Source organism: Streptomyces sp. NPDC058691 (genome assembly GCF_042714775.1).
Lineage (GTDB): Bacteria > Actinomycetota > Actinomycetes > Streptomycetales > Streptomycetaceae > Actinacidiphila.
Genome location: NZ_JBHXSO010000021.1, coordinates 39,429 through 56,009 on the forward strand (window position 1 = coordinate 39,429; position 16,581 = coordinate 56,009).

11 protein-coding genes are annotated in these 16,581 nt (G+C 70.3%); 7 read left to right on the forward strand and 4 right to left on the reverse strand.

Translation table 11 applies throughout. The features are described 5' to 3' along the window. Positions 1 to 170: 170 nt before the first annotated feature. On the reverse strand, positions 171 to 1,763 hold the full coding sequence (locus tag ACFWVC_RS17005; RefSeq protein ID WP_384285577.1) for a fibronectin type III domain-containing protein: 1,593 nt from the start codon (positions 1,761 to 1,763) through the stop codon (positions 171 to 173). A gap of 277 nt (positions 1,764 to 2,040) precedes the next feature. On the opposite strand from ACFWVC_RS17005, the gene ACFWVC_RS17010 reads away from it, so the two are divergent. From ACFWVC_RS17010 to ACFWVC_RS17025, 4 genes are all read left to right on the forward strand, one after another. Continuing rightward, positions 2,041 to 4,515: a SpoIIE family protein phosphatase gene (locus tag ACFWVC_RS17010; RefSeq protein ID WP_384285582.1), complete on the forward strand. Its 2,475-nt coding sequence runs from the start codon at positions 2,041 to 2,043 to the stop codon at positions 4,513 to 4,515. A 20-nt stretch (positions 4,516 to 4,535) separates the two neighbouring features. Continuing rightward, positions 4,536 to 5,267, forward strand: a complete 732-nt coding sequence (locus ACFWVC_RS17015; protein ID WP_384285585.1) for an SDR family oxidoreductase — start codon at positions 4,536 to 4,538, stop codon at positions 5,265 to 5,267. A 216-nt stretch (positions 5,268 to 5,483) separates the two neighbouring features. Continuing rightward, positions 5,484 to 6,899, forward strand: coding sequence for a glycosyltransferase (locus ACFWVC_RS17020; protein ID WP_384285588.1), 1,416 nt, complete (start codon positions 5,484 to 5,486; stop codon positions 6,897 to 6,899). A 205-nt stretch (positions 6,900 to 7,104) separates the two neighbouring features. Next, positions 7,105 to 8,529 carry a cellulose binding domain-containing protein gene (locus ACFWVC_RS17025; protein WP_384285590.1) on the forward strand — a complete coding sequence of 475 codons (1,425 nt, stop codon included), beginning with the start codon at positions 7,105 to 7,107 and terminating at the stop codon, positions 8,527 to 8,529. 50 nt (positions 8,530 to 8,579) lie between these two features. On the opposite strand, the gene ACFWVC_RS17030 is transcribed toward ACFWVC_RS17025, so the two are convergent. Further along, positions 8,580 to 8,930: a hypothetical protein gene (locus ACFWVC_RS17030; RefSeq protein WP_384285593.1), complete on the reverse strand. Its 351-nt coding sequence runs from the start codon at positions 8,928 to 8,930 to the stop codon at positions 8,580 to 8,582. 119 nt (positions 8,931 to 9,049) lie between these two features. Further along, complete coding sequence (locus tag ACFWVC_RS17035) at positions 9,050 to 12,487, reverse strand: CARDB domain-containing protein (protein ID WP_384285595.1); 3,438 nt, start codon at positions 12,485 to 12,487, stop codon at positions 9,050 to 9,052. Positions 12,488 to 13,075: 588 nt separating this feature from the next. On the opposite strand from ACFWVC_RS17035, the gene ACFWVC_RS17040 reads away from it, so the two are divergent. Then, positions 13,076 to 13,564 (forward strand): DUF3293 domain-containing protein, encoded by a 489-nt coding sequence (locus ACFWVC_RS17040; protein ID WP_384285597.1) that lies wholly within the window; start codon positions 13,076 to 13,078, stop codon positions 13,562 to 13,564. Positions 13,565 to 13,596: 32 nt separating this feature from the next. Here ACFWVC_RS17040 and ACFWVC_RS17045 read toward each other — a convergent pair whose 3' ends face one another. Beyond that, complete coding sequence (locus tag ACFWVC_RS17045) at positions 13,597 to 14,247, reverse strand: TetR/AcrR family transcriptional regulator (RefSeq protein ID WP_384285599.1); 651 nt, start codon at positions 14,245 to 14,247, stop codon at positions 13,597 to 13,599. Positions 14,248 to 14,376: 129 nt separating this feature from the next. Here ACFWVC_RS17045 and ACFWVC_RS17050 point away from each other — a divergent pair, with 129 nt between their 5' ends. Together ACFWVC_RS17050 and ACFWVC_RS17055 are read left to right on the forward strand one after the other, a co-directional pair. Then, on the forward strand, positions 14,377 to 15,867 hold the full coding sequence (locus ACFWVC_RS17050; RefSeq protein ID WP_384285601.1) for an MFS transporter: 1,491 nt from the start codon (positions 14,377 to 14,379) through the stop codon (positions 15,865 to 15,867). 169 nt (positions 15,868 to 16,036) lie between these two features. After that, positions 16,037 to 16,579 carry an EF-hand domain-containing protein gene (locus ACFWVC_RS17055; RefSeq protein WP_384285605.1) on the forward strand — a complete coding sequence of 181 codons (543 nt, stop codon included), beginning with the start codon at positions 16,037 to 16,039 and terminating at the stop codon, positions 16,577 to 16,579. Positions 16,580 to 16,581: the final 2 nt, after the last annotated feature.

Consider the following 16,581-nt stretch of genomic DNA (forward strand, 5'->3'; position numbering starts at 1 on the left):
GGGGGTTGGGTGGGTTGGTTTTTTTTTTTAGCTCGCGGGCGCGCCTTGGGGGGGGGGGCGCGGGGTCGCACCCCCCCCCCGCGCCCGCCCCCGGCTGCGGATCAGCGGCCTCGGACGCCTCGCCGGACGAGGTCACCCGCCCCTTCGCACGAAGCGCCCGACCGCATGGGTCACTTGGTGCGGCGGGCCACCGTGAAGTGGTCGATGCGCTGCCCCGTCTCCGCGATCGCGGAGACATTCAGCTTCGCCTCGTGCCCGGAACGGGCCGGCTCGACGTCCACGGAGATGAACGAGTAGCCGGTGTAGCGGACCCGCGACCAGTGCACGGAGTCCACGACCTGGCCGCCGCCCTTGGCCGAGTGCCAGGTGGGGACCGGGTCGACCTCGTTCTCGTGGCCCTCGTAGCTGTCCGCGACCGGGAAGCTGTAGAGGCTGCGGCCGGCACCGCCCGCGGTGATGTAGACCGTGCCGTCGGTGGCGGGACGCGTGGTGTCGCCGATCTGCACCTGGTGCGACACCGCGCCCTTGCGGATCGCGTCGGTCCGCTCGTAGACGTGGTTGTGGCCGTTGATCACCAGGTCGACCTGGTGCTTCTCGAAGATCGGCACCCACTCCGCCTGCACACCGCCGTCGGAGGCGTGCTGGTTGGTGGTGGAGTAGGCGCAGTGGTGGAAGAACACCACGAGGAAGTCGATGCCGCGCTGCTTGCGGTAGCCGGCCAGGGTGCGGTCCAGCCACGCGGTCTGCTTGCCGCCGGTGATCCCGTAGTTGGCCGGGATCTCGTAGGACACGTCGTTGGCGTCCAGCGCGATCACCGCGGTGTTGCCGTAGACGAAGGAGTAGGCGCCCGGCTGGGTCTCCGGGGCGTGGCCGGTCGCCGGGAGCGTCCAGCGGGCCTCCTGGCCGCCGTAGCCGTTCGGCGAGTACCAGGCCTCCATGTCGTGGTTGCCGGTCGTCACCATCCACGGCACACGCGCGGCGACGGACTCGGTCTGGGCGAGGAACTGGTCCCAGGTGCGCGCGTCGTAGTCGGCCGAGTCGCTCTGCTGGCCCGAGCCGTCCGGGTCGGCGTAGCAGATGTCGCCGGCGTGCAGGTGGAAGACCGGGTTCTGGGCCAGGATCAGCGAGTCGTTGGCCAGGGCGTGGTAGCTGACGCCCTGGTCACCGAAGGCGGTGAAGGTGAAGCGCTCGTTGTGCGCGGGCGCGGTGGTGAAGGAGCCGATGGTGGCGAAGGCCGCGGCGTCGGCCGGGTCGAAGCCGTCGTGGCCCACACCGTAGTAGTAGGTGGTGCCCGGACGCAGACCGTGGACCTGCGCGTGCAGGTAGAACTGGTCGACCGGCGGCAGCTTGCTGTTGAGCAGCTGCGGGGTGTGCAGATCGCGGACCTCGGCCTCGATCTTGTGGCTGAGCGACCACGGCTGGAGGCCGATCCGGACGAACGGCTTGCGGACCGCCAGCGGGACCTGCCAGGAGATGGTGAACTGCGTCTTCGGGTCGGCGCCGAACTGGAGGTGCCGTCCGAAGGGGGCGACCAGCGCGCCGTCCACATGACCGGTGGCCGGCTTGGTCAGCAGGGAGGGGGTCGGGGCCTGCGCCCGCGCGACCCCGCCGAGCAGCCCGGACGCGGCGACGGTGCCGGCGGTGGCGATCCCGCCGAGCATCACGCGGCGGCGCGTCACCTTGGACCGCAAATACTCGTGCTGCTCGGCCATGCTCATCTTCGCGGCGAGCCGGGCATCGATACCCATGTTAGGAGTGTCCATGCCGCGAAATTTCGCAGCGTCCGCGGTCGATCTCCCGACCTTCCAATGAACAGTCCATGGCGGCCGGTTCTGGCTTGTGGCAAGAATTGTCAATGGCTGTCCATTGTCCCGAAACCACACGGGCCCCACGGGCCTCGCGTGCCCGCGGCAGCCGCAGTTCGGACGGCCCGCGGCGCTGTCACAAAGCCCATCGCCATCCGGTCATTCGATGACAAAAGGGGCGCATAGCACAAGCCCCCTGCCACCGGCTTCCCCAGACTCCCGAGGGCGGCATCGAATGACCACGACCAGCCTCGAAGCAGTGACACTCGGTAAGCAGCTGAGTACCTCAGATATATCCGATACGGCGATCGCACTGCTCGACGAGCAGGGGAACGTCGCCGCATGGACACACACCGCCGAGCGACTCGCCGGATTCTCCGCCGGGCACGTCGTGGGCCGGTCCGCCGCACTCGTGCTGCCGTCCTTCAAGGCAGCGATGACGACATCGGCGTTCGTCGAGCGGTGTCGTGCCGAAAACGGCTGGTCAGGGGCGACGGCGGTGCGCCACCGGGACGGCCGTGTGCTGGACGTCAGCCTGCGGATCACGATGCTGCACGGTCAGGACGGGACAGCACGATGGCTCGCGTCCGTGACCGACACCGTCCCGCTGCCCGGGGACGCGACGGACGCTTCGGTGCGGGGGCCGCTTCTCGCCCGCACACCCATCGGTGTCGGCATTCGTGACCTGCAACTGCGGTCCACCTATGTGAACGACGATGCCGAGTTCCACGACGGCCTTCCCCGTGGCCGACGTCTCGGCCGCCGGTTCACCGAGGTACTGCCCGGTGCCAATGCCGAGACCATCGAGACGGTCATGCGGCAGGTCCTCCGGAACGGTACGACCGAGATCCACCAGTACCGGACCTGGCTGCCGACGAGCCGGGGCCCGGAGCACCAGTTCGCGGCTTCGTTCCAGTGCCTCCAGGGCGCCGACGGCGAGGCGCTGGGGGTGTGCGTCATCGGCGCCGACGTCACCGCGAGTTGGCAGGCGCGTGAGCGCCTCGCCGTCCTCAGCCATGCCGGCACGCGGCTGGGCAGCACCCTGGACGTGATGCAGGCCGGCCAGGAACTGGCCGACCTCGCCGTGCCGCTGCTCGCCGACCACGTCGCCGTGGACCTGGAGCAGTCGATCTCCTACGGGGAGGGGTCCCCGGTCCGCATCGGCGCGACGGGCAAGCACCTCCCCGGGCTCCGACGTGCCGGTCTGGCCTCGATCCGCCAAGGGGTGCCGGAATCACCCTGGTTGCGCGGCGAGCCGGTGTCCGTGCCGGCGGTCTCACCCTTCACCGACGTCCTGCATGCCGGCAAGTCCCTCCTGGAGCCCGTCTTGGACACCGCTTCGGGCACCTGGGTCGACAAGGTGCCGGAACTGGCGCACAGGGTCCGCGAACAGGGCGTGCACTCGATCATGATCGTACCCATCCGCGCACGGCGCGCCCTGCTGGGCGTGGCGCTGTTCGTCCGCACGACGGATCCCGCGCCGTTCCACGAGGTCGATCTCCTGCTGGCCGAAGAACTCGTCGGCCGCGCCGCGCAGTCGCTGAACAACGCCCGCCAGTACGCCCGCAAGCACACCGTCGCCCTCACGCTCCAACGCCATCTGCTGCCGCGCCGGCTGACAGGCGGCACGGCGGTCGAGACGGCGTCGCGCTACCTGCCCGCCGACATGGACCACGGTGTCGGCGGCGACTGGTTCGACGTGATCCCGCTGTCCGGCGCGCGGGTGGCGCTCGTCGTCGGCGACGTGATCGGGCACGGCCTCCACGCCGCCGCGACCATGGGCAGGCTCCGCACCGCCGTGCAGACGCTCGCGGACATGGAACTGCCCCCGGACGAACTGCTGGCCCACCTCGACGACACGGTCCAGCGACTGGGCGAGGAAGGGGGCGATCTCCCGGACCAGACCCCCGCGGTGGCGGGCGCCACCTGCCTGTACGCCGTCTACGACCCCGCCACCCGCCGCTGCACCATGGCACGGGCCGGGCACCCCCCGCCCGCCGTCATCGACCCGCAGGGGCGGGTCTCGTACCCCGACCTCCCCACAGGAGCCCCCCTGGGGGTCGGCCTGGGAGACCCCTTCGAGTCCGTGGAGCTGGAACTGGCCGAGGGAAGCGTCCTGGCCCTCTACACCGACGGCCTGATCGAGACCCGCGACCACGACATCGACGAGGGAATGCACCGCCTGGGCATCGCCCTCGCACAACCGGGCCGGTCCCTGGAGGAACTCTGCGACACCGCGACACGGACCCTTCCCGACCAGGCGCCGTGCGACGACATCACACTCCTCCTCGTCCGCGCCCGCTCCCTCAGTTCCAGCCGGGTCGCCTCCTGGTCACTGCCGGGTGACCAGTCCGCCGTCAGCGGTGCCCGCAACCTCGCGGCACGTCAACTGAGGGAATGGGGCCTGGAAGGTCTCGTCGACGCCACGACGCTGATCGTCAGCGAACTCGTCACCAACGCCGTCCGCCACGGCACCGGGCAGATCGGGCTGCGGCTCATCCGGCACCAAGTCCTGACCTGCGAAGTGTCCGACGCCGGCCCCTGCACCCCGCGTCCGCGCCGCGCACGCGCGACGGACGAGAACGGTCGCGGCCTCTTCCTCGTCACCAATCTGTCCCGCAGGTGGGGCTCCCGCTCGGTCCCGGGCGGGAAGGTGGTCTGGGCCGAACAAGCCCTCCCCCACGCATCCGGCGCCCGATCGGCGCAGTAAAGCAGTGAAGGAGTGAACCCATGACCCACCCCATGACCCCCAGGCGCGTGCTCGTCACAGGTGCGTCCAAAGGCATCGGCCGCGCCCTCGCCGAGCAGCTGGCAGCAGAAGGTCACACGCCCGTGGGCATCGCCCGCAGCGCACCGGAATCCTTCCCCGGCGAGTTCCACGAAGCCGACCTTGCCGACCGTGCGGCCACCGATCGGGTCCTGGGCGAAGTGATGCGCACGGGACCGGTCGACGCCGTGGTCAACAACGTGGGGACGGTGCGACCCGCGCCCGTCGGGAAGGTCGCCCTGTCCGACCTCGACGCGGTCCTCGACATGAACGTGCGCACCGCGCTCCAGATCGTCCAGGCCGTCCTGCCCGGCATGCTCGAACGGTCCTGGGGCCGTGTGGTGAACGTCACCAGCCTGGTCACCCTGGGGCTGCCCGACCGGACGTCCTACGGTGCGGCCAAGGCCGCCATGGAGTTCTTCACGCGAGGCTGGGCCGGAGAACTGGCCGCGCACGGGATCACCGTCAACGCCGTCGCCCCGGGCCCCACCGAGACCGAGTTGTTCCGGCAGAACAACCCGCCCGGATCGGCCGGAGCCGCCCGCTACCTGGCGACTGTTCCCATGGGCAGGTTCGGGCGCCCGGACGAGCTCGCGGCCGCCATCGCCTTCCTGCTCTCCGAGAAGGCGGGATTCATCACCGGCCAGATCCTGCGCGTCGACGGCGGTGCGAGCATCGGCCGCAACAGCTCCTGAGCCTCCCGGCGCCGTACATGTGAGGGCTTTCACACCCCATGTCCGCTTGGCTCACAAGGCTTCCATAGAGGCGCAATTGACATCCTGCGATGGGAATTAATCGAGGATGCACCTTTCATGACTCCTTGAGTCGAGTTACCTTCGTGCGAAGTACGTGTGTGCGCCATCGGCTCGATCCGGCGGGTGGGGGTGTTCGCAGGGAGGTCTTCGCTGTCCATGCACAATCTCGCGGGTTCCTGGGACCACACCTCGTGGTCCCTGAGTCATTTGCACTGGTACGGACTGGCCGTCGGGTCGCTCCTCGCCATCAAGCTGCTGCTGTCCATCCGCCGGCGCCGCCGCCCGGAACTGACGTTCCCCGAGCCGAACGGCCGTCATCGCATCCATGGCGTGGTCACGGTCTACAACGAGTCCCCCGCGATGCTCCGCCGCTGCCTGGAGTCGATCCTCGCCCAGACCCTGCCGCCGCACTCCCTGACCGTTGTCGACGACTGCTCCGCGGACCATTCCGCCGGTGCCCTCGTCGAGGAGATGCGCCCTCAGTTCCAGCGCGCCGGGGTGCGACTCGACTTCATCCGCTTCCCCGCCAACCGCGGCAAGCGCCACGGCCTCGCCGCGGGCTTCCAGCAGGAACCGCACGCGGACGTGTACCTGTGCGTGGACTCCGACACCGTGCTCGACCAGCACGCCGTCGCCGAGCTCGCGGAGCCCTTCTCCAAGCGCCGTGTGCAGTGCGTCACCGGGCTCGTGCTCGCGCACAACCGCGGTACCAACCTGCTCACCCGCCTCATCGACATGCGCTACGTCAACGCCTTCCTCGGTGAGCGGGTCGCCTACTCGCGCCTCGGCTCGGTGCTGTGCGCCTGCGGATCGCTGGCGATGTACCGCGGGTGGGTCGTCCGCAAGCACCTCGACGACTTCCTCGACCAGCGGTTCCTCCGGCGCCCCGCGACCTTCGGCGACGACCGGCGCCTGACGTACTACTGCCTCACCGAGGGCCTGTCCCTCATCCAGCCCTCCGCCGTCGGCTACACCGACGTCCCGGAGCGCCTCGGCCACTACATCCGGCAGCAGATCCGCTGGGGCAAGTCGTTCATCCGCGAGGGGTTCCTGCTCCTCGGCAAGTTCCGGCTGCGGCGCATGTACTGGTGGCTCAACCTCGTCGAGCTCGCGACCTGGGTCGCCTTCACCACCGCGTTGTTCGCCTCGCTCGTCGCGATCGTCATGCATCCGCACGGCTGGACACTGCTGGCCGGCTATGTCGGCTACATGTGCGTCATGTCGTGGGTCCGCTCCGTCCACTACCTGCGCGGCGCCGCACAGGTGGGCATCGTCGACCGTGTGCTGACGTTCCTCGCCGCCCCGCTGTACGCGCTGCTCAACCTCGGACTGCTGCTGCCGCTTCGGCTGTGGTCCCTGGCGACCCTGCGGAGCACCAACTGGGGCACCCGCGCCAAGATCGAGGTCGGCGGCGTCGGAGCCGACGCCCCCGACATGACCGGCCCCGGCCCCGGCCCCGGCCCCGGCCTTGTGCCGCAGGCGACCGTCCCGGAACAGCGGTGGAACAACGCCGAGGACTCCTGGGCGGGCAAGCCCCATGGCGACCGGTTCGCGCCGGGCAATGCCTCCTAGCCGGCGCGGGCCCGCCGCCCGGCGACCGGCCCGGCGGCCGGCCGCAGAGACCTGAGAACGCCATGCGTGCCCCCGGCATCGCCCCTCCACCGCGCTAGGAGCCTCCGTGGGTTCTGCCCGCCCCTCAGCCCGTCCCAGCCGACCGACCCGTCCCAGCCGACCCGTGCCGTCCGGCCGGCAGAAGCCGCGCCGCCGTGCTTGGGGGGTGGCGAAGCTCCTCCTGCTGGTGATCGCCGTGGCCGCGGGAGGTACGGCGCTGTATCCCACGTGGCGTGACGCACACCAGCCGCCGCCCGCGCTGACCATCCGCTACAAGGCGGGTGCGCCGGCGACGGCCGCCGCGTCGCGGCCGTGGCTGGAGGTCGTCAACACCTCCGGCAAGCGGGTCCGGCTGGGTGACGTGGCCATGCGGTACTACTACACGGAGGACGGCTCCTCTCCGTACACGTTCAACTGCGTCCAGGCATCGATGGGCTGCTCGAACCTCATCGGGAAGACCGTCGCGATGGACGCTCCCACCCCCACCGCGGACCACTATCTGCAGATCACCTTCACGGCGGCCGCGGGCACGCTGGCCCCGGGGGCCAAGAGCGGGGCCATCGGGCTGCAGCTGTACCGCCCGGACGGCGGGAAGCTGAACCAGGGCAACGACCGGTCCTTCAGCCCGGCCCACGACACCTTCCAGGCGTCGAAACTGGTGACCGGTTACCTGGACGGCAGGCACGTCTGGGGCGACGAGCCCAGCGGCGGTGCCGCCGCCCCCACTCCCGCCCCTGCCTCCGCGTCCGCGTCCGCGTCCGCGTCCGCCCGGGGTTCGGCGGCCTCCGCCGCCCGGCCCGCGGCCCCCTCCGGGATCATGTTCGACGACTTCCACTACAGCGGCCCCCACGATCCGGCGCTCCGCGCGCACGGCTGGCTGGTCCGCACCAGCGAGGGCGGCCCCGGCATCCGGAACACCTGGTCGGCCGACGGCGTCAGCTTCCCCGCGGACAAGGACGCGCTGGGCGGCCAGGTCCTGCAACTGCGGGCCGCGACCGACGGGACGAAGCAGGGCACCTCGCAGGCCGAGGTGCACACCACCGGCATCAAGTTCCTGACGGGGACCTTCGCCGCCCGGATCCACTTCACGGACAGCCCCACGAGCGGTGGCAACGGCGATCACATCAACGAGAGCTTCTACATGATCTCGCCGCACCACCTCGCCCGGTACAGCGAGCTCGACAACGAGTACCAGCCGAACGGCGGCTGGGGCGCCCCGGGCCCGAGGCTCGACACGACCACCTGGCGCAGCGTCGCGGACGGGGACCGGGTCACCCGTGCCACGACGTCCAGCCTCAACGGGTGGCACACGATGGTGACCACGGCCGCACACGGGGTCGTCACCTACAGCCTCGACGGGAAGGTGCTGTTCCGCACCAGCGGCGCGTACTACCCGACCGAGGACATGTCCGTGAACTTCAACACGTGGTTCGTGGATCTGCCGTTCACGGGGAAGCGCACCTGGGACATGCAGGTCGCGTGGTTCTACCACAACGCCAAGCAGGCCCAGTCGCTGTCCCAGGTGCAGAAGGCCGTGCGCGGCCTCGCCGGCAACGGCACGAGCTACGTCAACACCCTCGGGACGTCCTGAGGGCGATCGTGCCGGCAGCCTGCCGACCGCTCCTCCGCTCGTCCACTCGCCTACTCGTAGCCCTCCGCGCTCAGCCATCGGTCCAGCGCGAGGGCGTCCCGGGTCATCGACAGCGTTTCGGCGCGGATCCTCTCGGACTCCTCGGAGGATCCGGGCCGCACCGACAGCCCGTCGTCGGCCGACGGGCCGAGCATGTGGCCGCGGGTTCGCTCCCGGTACCAGGCCGCGAAGCGGCGTGCGTCGCCGGGAGCGAGTCGCCCCGACTCCCGCCAGCGCCGCGCGGGTTCCGCAGCCGCGCCGGGCTCCAGCCCGGCCAGCCAGACCTCGACGAGCCGGGCCGCCGTGGCGGCGTCCTCGTCCGGTGCCTGCCGTCGCTTCGTACGGCTTCCCCACAGTTTCATCCGCCCCCACTCCCCGGCCGACAACTGTAGGGACACGGCCTGTCCGGCGACAGATCTCCGGGTGAGCACGTGAGGTCCCCGGCTCCCCTGTGCGGGGGAGCCGGGGACCCCACCGGGGATCAGTAGCCCTTGCGTGCGGCGGTGAGGCCGACCGGTGCGCCGCTGATCGTGAACTGGGAGCCGGGCTCGATCAGGACGTTGCCCTGGGCCGAGTTCGTGATCGTGACGTTGGTCAGGGTGGCGCTGCCGCGGGCGCCGCTCATCGCGAGGATGCCGGAGCCGTTGACGGAGTTGTCGATGCGGACGTCGGTGATCTTGACGCCGGGCATCGTGCCGCCACCCGTCTTGAACTGGATGCCGTCGTAGGTGGAGTCGTGGATCTCGGTGTCCCGGATGGTCACGCCCGGGATGTCCGTGCCCTGGGCGAAGAGCGTGATGGCGCCGAACTCCTGCGCCTCGCCCCAGAACGCGCCGCCCGTCCGGTACAGCGCGTTGCCCGAGATGGTGGTCTGGCCCGAGAAGGGGATCGGGTCGTGGTCGGTGGCGAGCATGATGCCCGGGTAGTTCATGGTGTCGGAGACGATGTTGTTCTCGATGGTGTTGCCGTAGCCGCCGTACACCGCGATGCCGTTGGCCCGCCAGGGCAGCTGGATGGTGTTGTTGCGGAAGTGGTTGTCATGGCCGATGTCGACGGAGGTGTCCTTCACGTACTTGCTCGCCCACACCGCCAGCGCGTCGTCACCGGTGTTGCGGAACGAGGAGTTGTAGACGGTGGAGTTGCGGGAGCCGTTGGCGAAGTTGATGCCGTCGGCGTAGGTGTCGCGGACTCGGACGCCGCTGAACTCCAGCCCGTCGGCGGGGCCCCACAGCTCGGGGATGTTGGAGTAGTCGCGGCCGACCCAGACACCGACGTTGGCGTGCTCGATCCACACGTTGGTGATCTTCGTGTTCTTGCCGAAGCGCCCGTTGAGGCCGACGCCGCCCTCGGCGTTGCCGTCGCCGCCGCGGATGGTGCCCGAACCGAAGATGGCGATGTCGGAGATCTGGGTGTTGTCGTCGATGTCGAAGCCGAAGTTGCCCTCGTGCGGGTGGTTGATGCCGCCGGCGTTCTGCGGCGGGGTCAGGGTGTAGAGCTGCGAGTGCCACATGCCCGCGCCGCGGATGGTGACGTCCCGGATGCCGACCTGATTGAACTGGCCGCGGTTCAGCGGGTCGTCGGTGAGGATCTTCTGCTCCTGGCGCCACTGCCCGGCCGGGATCCACACGCAGGAGATCTGGCCGTTCTGGTCGGCGGTGACCGCGCGCTGGATGGCGTCGGTGTCGTCGAGCCCGTCGCCCGGCACGGCCCCGTAGTCCGTGATCGAGGTGCAGTTCGCCGGCTTGGCCGCCGGAGGAGCGACCTGCTCCAGGTCGATCAGGTCGATGATGTAGTAGGCCGCCGAATCGCCCGCGTCACGCTGCAGACGGAACGTGGTGCCCTGCGGGTAGGTCCGCGACAGCAGCGCGTGGGCCTCGTCGAAGAGCCGCCGCGCGTCGCCGCCGGGGCGGTTGGTGAGCCCCTCCGGGTCGTCGGTGCTGCCGTACAGCCAGCTGTGCTTGGAGGAGAGGTTCAGCTTCTGCACGAACGTGCCGTCGGCGTACAGGCTGATGGTCGCGTCGGTACCCCCGCCGGCGGAGGCGTCGGGGATGGAGTTGCGCACCACGACGGAGTTGGTGGACGTGGTGGAGGTGAACTCGACGTACTGGCCTCCGGAGTCGAGCCGGACGGACTTGCGGCCGGAGGACTCGGTGGCGAAGTTGGTGTGCCCGAAGGTCCGCTTGGCGTCCGCCGTGAGCAGGGTGCCCGTGTAGCGGCCGTCCTCCGCCTCGTACTCGGTGTACGGCACGGCCGCGCCGCGTCCGACGACGAGGGACTTGGCGAGCACGTTGTTGTCCTCGTTGGTCTCGGTGACCACGCCGGTGGCGTCCGCGGTGGCGGTGAGGGTGGCGCCGCCTGCGGTCGCCGTCCAGGTGCCGCTGATCGCCACGTTGACCGTGGCACCCGCCGCGACCTGGCCGGTCGTGCCGTTCAGCGTGGTGGTGCCGGCCTGGAGCCGGGTCACCGAGCCGGCCGCGGCGGCGGTGATGCCGCGGTTGTGCACGGCGACGGTGAAGGAGACGGGCGAGCCCACGGCCGGATTCGCGGGACTCGTGGTGATCGCGCTGATCTCGAGGTCGGGGCCGGGGGCCTGGCTCACGACGAGCCGGTTCGCGGCGTTGCGGCTGTTGTTGGTGTCGTCCAGCTCGGCGACGGTGTTGCGGGGGTCGACGACCGCGGCGACCGTGTAACTCCCGGCCGGGCGGGTCCCGGTGGAGACGGCGACGGTGGCGGAGGCACCCGGGTCGAGAGCGGGCACGGTGGCACTGCCGGCGACCGTCCCCTCCACGCTGACGTCCACGGTCGTCGCGGCCGAACGTGCGGTGCCGGCGTTGCGGACACCGGCGTTCACGGTGACCGCGTCCCGCTCGGACGGCGCGGCCGGTGTCCAGTCCAGGCCCGTGACGGTGAGGTCGGGGGCGGGCGCGGCAGTGCCGACGACCTGGAACTCGGCGACCTGCCCGCCGGGCGCGCCGGTGTTGGAGAAGATCCGCAGCCGCACGTCGGCCCAGCGGCCGCTGACCGGGATGGTCACCGAGTTGCCGGTGCCCGGGCTGAAGGCGTAGTCGGCGCGGTCGCGCAGCGAGGTGAAGCCGGTGTCGGACGCTCCTCGGCCCAGCACCTGGATGCCCTGGGTCCTGGCCCCCCACACCGGGTCCGGGTTGAGCTTGACGACGACGCCGGTGACGTCCGCGGCCGCGCCCAGCTTGACGGTGAGGTCCGCGGGGTTGCCCGCAGCCTCCCAGTAGGTGGAGGTGGAGTCGTCGGTGGCGTTGGCGGCTACGTAGGTCTGCGTCGTCGAGGTGGCCTCGACCGGCTTGTTGCGGGCCAGGTTGGTGCCGGTGGGCGGCGGGTCGGTATTGCCGCCCTCCTCGCCGTACACCTCCAGCTCGGAGAGCTGCGCGGCGTTCCAGCCGGTGTTGCCTGAGACGTTGACGCGGACGTACCGGGCGTCGGTGGGGGACGTCAGGTCGACGGAGACGGTGTTGGCCTGTGCCGGGTTGAACACCCGTCCGGCCGAGGCGGAGAGCGTGCCGAAGGAGGAGCCGTCGGTGCTGCCTTGGAGGGAGAGCGTCTGGGTCCGGGTCTCCCATCCGGAGGGCAGCTTGAGCACGACCCGGTCGACGGCACGGGTGGCGCCGAGGTCCACCTGCACCCACTGGGGGAAGGAACCGGCCGGGCCCTCCCAGTACGAGGCCTGGGCGCCGTCGGTGGTGTTCCCTGCGGGGTACGCACCGAGGGAGCCGCCCGCGGTGGCGGGGCGGCCGAGCGCGAGGTTGACGTCGGCGGCCGCCACCTTCGCGGTCGGGGCGGCGGCCTGTGCGGTGGAGGCGAAGGGCAGCGGTAACAGCCCGACCGTCATGAGCCCGGCCAGGACGGCGCCGGACAGCGACCGCCGGCCAAGGGGTCTCCATCTCATTGGGTCCTCAATTCCGTGGAGGGGGGAGCGCGGGAGGAGGGCGAGGGCGGAACCGGAAGCGCCAAAGGCAGGAACAGCGGGGGCAGTTGAGGCTGGAACGCATCAACTCCTGGGGTGAGAGCCGTCCCTGCACATCAATTGAGTCAGACAGTCGACTTCTTGCGGAAACCGCGTCATCAGGTTTCTAGCGTGTCTCCGATTTGTCAACGGTTCGTAATGTGGCAGCAGTTGCCGCAACAACGGCTTGCGCGGCCTGCCTGCTGCTTGCGTTCGCACTCGGCGCCCGACCACCGCTCAGGAACAGGGATGATTCCTTGGAATGCCACCGGGACGGGGGACTGCCCCCTCGCGGGCCCTCACAATGAACGCAATTTATTGAGTGCTTTACGTAAGATCGATGACTTCGCCTGCTCGATCGCCCTCCGGCGAAGCGGCACCGGACCTGGACCGCGCATCCGTCCCTGTGCGACCATCAGCGCCCGTCAGGTGCTCGGTTCGGCACTCGACAGCCTCGATCCGCCCCGCGTCAGCGGGTCCGTAGATCTCCCTGCCGGCAGGTAAGGGGGTCCCCTCTCCAAGGAGACCCTTGTGCCTGCCGTCTCGCATGCCACCCAGCCCGCGCAGTGGCCGTTCTACCTGCGCGCGGTCGTGGACATCGACTTCCCCACCCACAGCCTCCGTGTCGCACCGACGCCCGTCCCGCACGGAGTGTCGGGTCTGCCCTACCCGCTCCCCGGCGGGCGGACGATCCACATCGTGACCGCCTTCAACCCCGCCGGACGTGAGGCCACCGCAGAGGCCAACCTTCGTGCACAACACGAGCTGCAGCACCACGTCCGCGTCACCGGCCGGCAGTGGTGGCCCGCCGTCGGTGGCGATCGAGCCGGCACCCACCGCGAGATCAGCGCGGCCATCGCCGGCTTGGACGACACCCAAGCCCGCGCACTGGGCCGGCGCTTCGGCCAGGACGCCGTCTTCGCCTGGTCACCGGCCTCGTGGCGGCTGCTCGCCTGCGCCCCCACAGCACGCGATACGACCACCGCCGACTGGCACGCGACCCCCCTCCGGGCGTTCTGAACCCGTGCCGCGCAACGGCCGAGCCGACCGGCTCACCGGCCCGCGAGCGCCGTGTTCACCAGGTCGCGGAGCGGCTCGGCGAGGTCTTCGGCGGTGGCCGAGGCGAGCGGTTCGAGATTCGTGGATGAACGCAGGAGCGCCATCCCGAGCGAGAGCGCGAGGACGAGCTGCGCCCGGAGCATGAGCGCGTCACCTCCGGGGTCCGCAGCGGGCCGCCCGGCGGCTGACGCCAGGCGTTCGCTGTACCCGCGCAGTACGCCGAGCCGCAACCGTTCGGCGCGCTCGTCACCGGAAGGGCGCAGCAGGAGCATCAGCATGATCTGGTGGGGGCCTTCCGCGCTGGACTCGGCGGCGCCTCTCGCGATCGTGTCGGCGATCTGGGTCAGGTCCTCCACAGTGCCCGCCGCGCGGCCGACCTCTTCGACGCTGGTGGGCAGACACGCCTCGAACAGCCCCTCCTTGGAGTCGAAATAGCGGCTGATCAGAGCCACGTTGACGCCGGCCTCGTCGGCGATCTCCCGCACCGTGGTGGCCGCGTACCCCTGGGTGGCGAACCGGCGGCGGGCGGCGTCGAGCAGGAGCCGCCGGGTGTTGGCCGCGTCGCGCCGCCGCTGCGGTGCCGGCTTGCCGGACGACGCCGGGGTCTCACGCGTGGAGGGGCGTGAGGTGCTGCTCGCTGTCATGGGTTCCTTCCGGTCTGCCACCAGCCTAGCCCGCCAGTGACGAGCGCTGTAAACGTCCGTTGACTTCCCACTCTGCCGCTGACTAGGGTTCAAGTCAGCGGATGTTTACTTACGACTTCGAGGATCCTCGTGACGCAATCTGTAGAGGAGTCGGGCGGCGACCTCGCCGACTCAAAGGGCGCACCGGAACAGCCCGTCGGCCGGCACGCCAACTCCACGCTGCTGGTGCTGTTCCTCTCCCTGGGCGGCCTGGCCTTCGCCGTGCTCCAGTCGCTGGTGGCGCCCGCGCTGTCGACCATCGGACGGGAACTGAACGCCTCGACCGGGAACGTCAGTTGGGTGATCACGGCCTATCTGCTGTCCGCCTCGGTCCTGACGCCGATCCTCGGCCGCCTCGGTGACATGGTGGGCAAGCGCCGGGTTCTGATCGTCGTCCTGGTGATCCTCTCCGCGGGGACGCTGCTCGCCGCGCTGGCTCCGAACCTGGTCGTGCTGATCGCCGCCCGCGCCCTGCAAGGCGCCGCCGGCGCGATCCTGCCGCTGTCGATAGGCATCGTGCGCGACGAGCTGCCGCGAGAGAGGGTCGGCGTCACCGTCGGCCTGCTGTCGGCGATCTTCGGTGTCGGTGCCGGTGTCGGCATCGTGGCCGCGGGCCCGATCGTGGAGCACCTGTCGTGGCACTGGCTGTTCTGGTTCCCCCTCGGACTGGTCGTCATCGCGCTGCTCGGGGCCGTCTTCGGGATGAAGGAGTCGCCGGTTCGCACACCGGGACGCCTCGACGTACTCGGCGCCGGCATCCTGTCGGTGGCCCTGGTGTCACTCCTGCTGGCCATCAGCAAGGGGCAGACCTGGGGCTGGGGCGACACGAAGACCGCCGGTCTGCTCGGGCTCGGCGTGATAGCCCTGATCGTCTTCGTCACGGTCGAACTGAGGGTCCGTGAACCGCTGGTCGACATGCGACTGATGAAGGTCCGCGGCGTCTGGGCCACCGACCTCGTCGCGCTGATCCTCGGCTTCGCGATGTTCGGCACTTTCCTGCTCGTCCCGACGCTGCTGCAGCTTCCCGCGGCGACCGGCTACGGGTTCGGCAAGTCGGTGTCGCAAGCAGGCCTGTTCCTGCTGCCCACCGTCCTGACGATGGTCGTGTTCGGCCCGCTGGCCGGCGCGCTGGACCGCCGCCACGGTCCCAAGGTGCCGATGGTGATCGGTGCCGTCTGCGTCGTGGTCGCCTTCGCCTTCCCGGCTCTCGGGCACGGCCAGATCTGGCAGGTACTGGTCTCCGGGGTGCTCACCGGCGCCGGCATCGGCTTCGCGTTCGCGGCCATGTCCAACGCCATCATCGAGAGCGTGCCCGCCGCGCAGACCGGTGAGGCCAGCGGGGTCAACACGATCGCGCGGACCATCGGCAGCAGCATCGGCACGGCTGTCGTCGCGGCCGTCATCACCTCGCACACCACAGCTCAGGGCCTGCCCACGGACACCGCGTTCACCGCCGGTTTCTGGACCTGCGCGGGCGTCGGCGTCCTCGCCGTGGTCGCCGCCCTCGCCCTGCCTTCGGCGCGCCGCCGCCACCAGCAGGCCGTCGCCGCGGGTGTCGGCGACCTGCCGCCCGAGCCGTAGGCCCGGGCCCGCACCGGTTTCCGTCGGCAAGCCGGCGCGGGTGATCGTTCGTGCGTATGTGCTCGTGGAGGCCGGGGCGCGCCGCGATCTAGAGTTTTGTCGTGGCCGCCCTCTCGGAGGGCGGTCAACGGCGGGACATGGTTCGGTTCGGCGTCGAAGGAGGCCGCTCGTGGCCAGTGCGTTTCAGGAGCGAAAGCTCAAGGGGATGTTCGCCGCGTTCGACGCGGACAGCGACGGCTATCTACGCGAGGAGGACTTCAGGGCGCTCGTCGCCCGCTGGAGCCGGCTGCCGGGAGTGGGCCCCGGAACGGAGTTGCGGGCGCGCGTGGAGACGCTGCTGATGGGGTGGTGGGCAGCACTCCTGGCCGTCGGGGATGCCAACGGCGACGGCACGGTCGACCTGGGCGAACTGCTGTCGCTCGTGGACAAGTTGCCCGCCATGACCGCGGACGTCACCGCCACCGCCGACACGGTCTTCGACGCCGTGGACGCCAACGGCGACGGCCGTATCTCCCCGGAGGAGCACCGCAGGCTCGTCGAGACCTGGAACGGCCGGCCCGTGGAGATGACGGGCATCTTCGAACTGCTCGACCTGAACGGCGACGGGCACCTCAGTCGCGAGGAGTTCGCGCTGCTGTGGCGTCAGTTCTGGATCAGCGACGACCCGGTGGAGCCGGGCAACTGGCTGTGCGGCCGGATCCCGGCCGCGTAGTA

What these genes read in the sequence shown, in the direction of transcription:
- ACFWVC_RS17005 (WP_384285577.1), bottom strand. Translation starts at nt 1,763, where the DNA reads ATGGACACTCCTAACATGGGTATCGATGCCCGGCTCGCCGCGAAGATG.
- ACFWVC_RS17010 (WP_384285582.1), top strand. Translation starts at nt 2,041, where the DNA reads ATGACCACGACCAGCCTCGAAGCAGTGACACTCGGTAAGCAGCTGAGT.
- ACFWVC_RS17015 (WP_384285585.1), top strand. Translation starts at nt 4,536, where the DNA reads ATGACCCACCCCATGACCCCCAGGCGCGTGCTCGTCACAGGTGCGTCC.
- ACFWVC_RS17020 (WP_384285588.1), top strand. Translation starts at nt 5,484, where the DNA reads ATGCACAATCTCGCGGGTTCCTGGGACCACACCTCGTGGTCCCTGAGT.
- ACFWVC_RS17030 (WP_384285593.1), bottom strand. Translation starts at nt 8,930, where the DNA reads ATGAAACTGTGGGGAAGCCGTACGAAGCGACGGCAGGCACCGGACGAG.
- ACFWVC_RS17035 (WP_384285595.1), bottom strand. Translation starts at nt 12,487, where the DNA reads ATGAGATGGAGACCCCTTGGCCGGCGGTCGCTGTCCGGCGCCGTCCTG.
- ACFWVC_RS17045 (WP_384285599.1), bottom strand. Translation starts at nt 14,247, where the DNA reads ATGACAGCGAGCAGCACCTCACGCCCCTCCACGCGTGAGACCCCGGCG.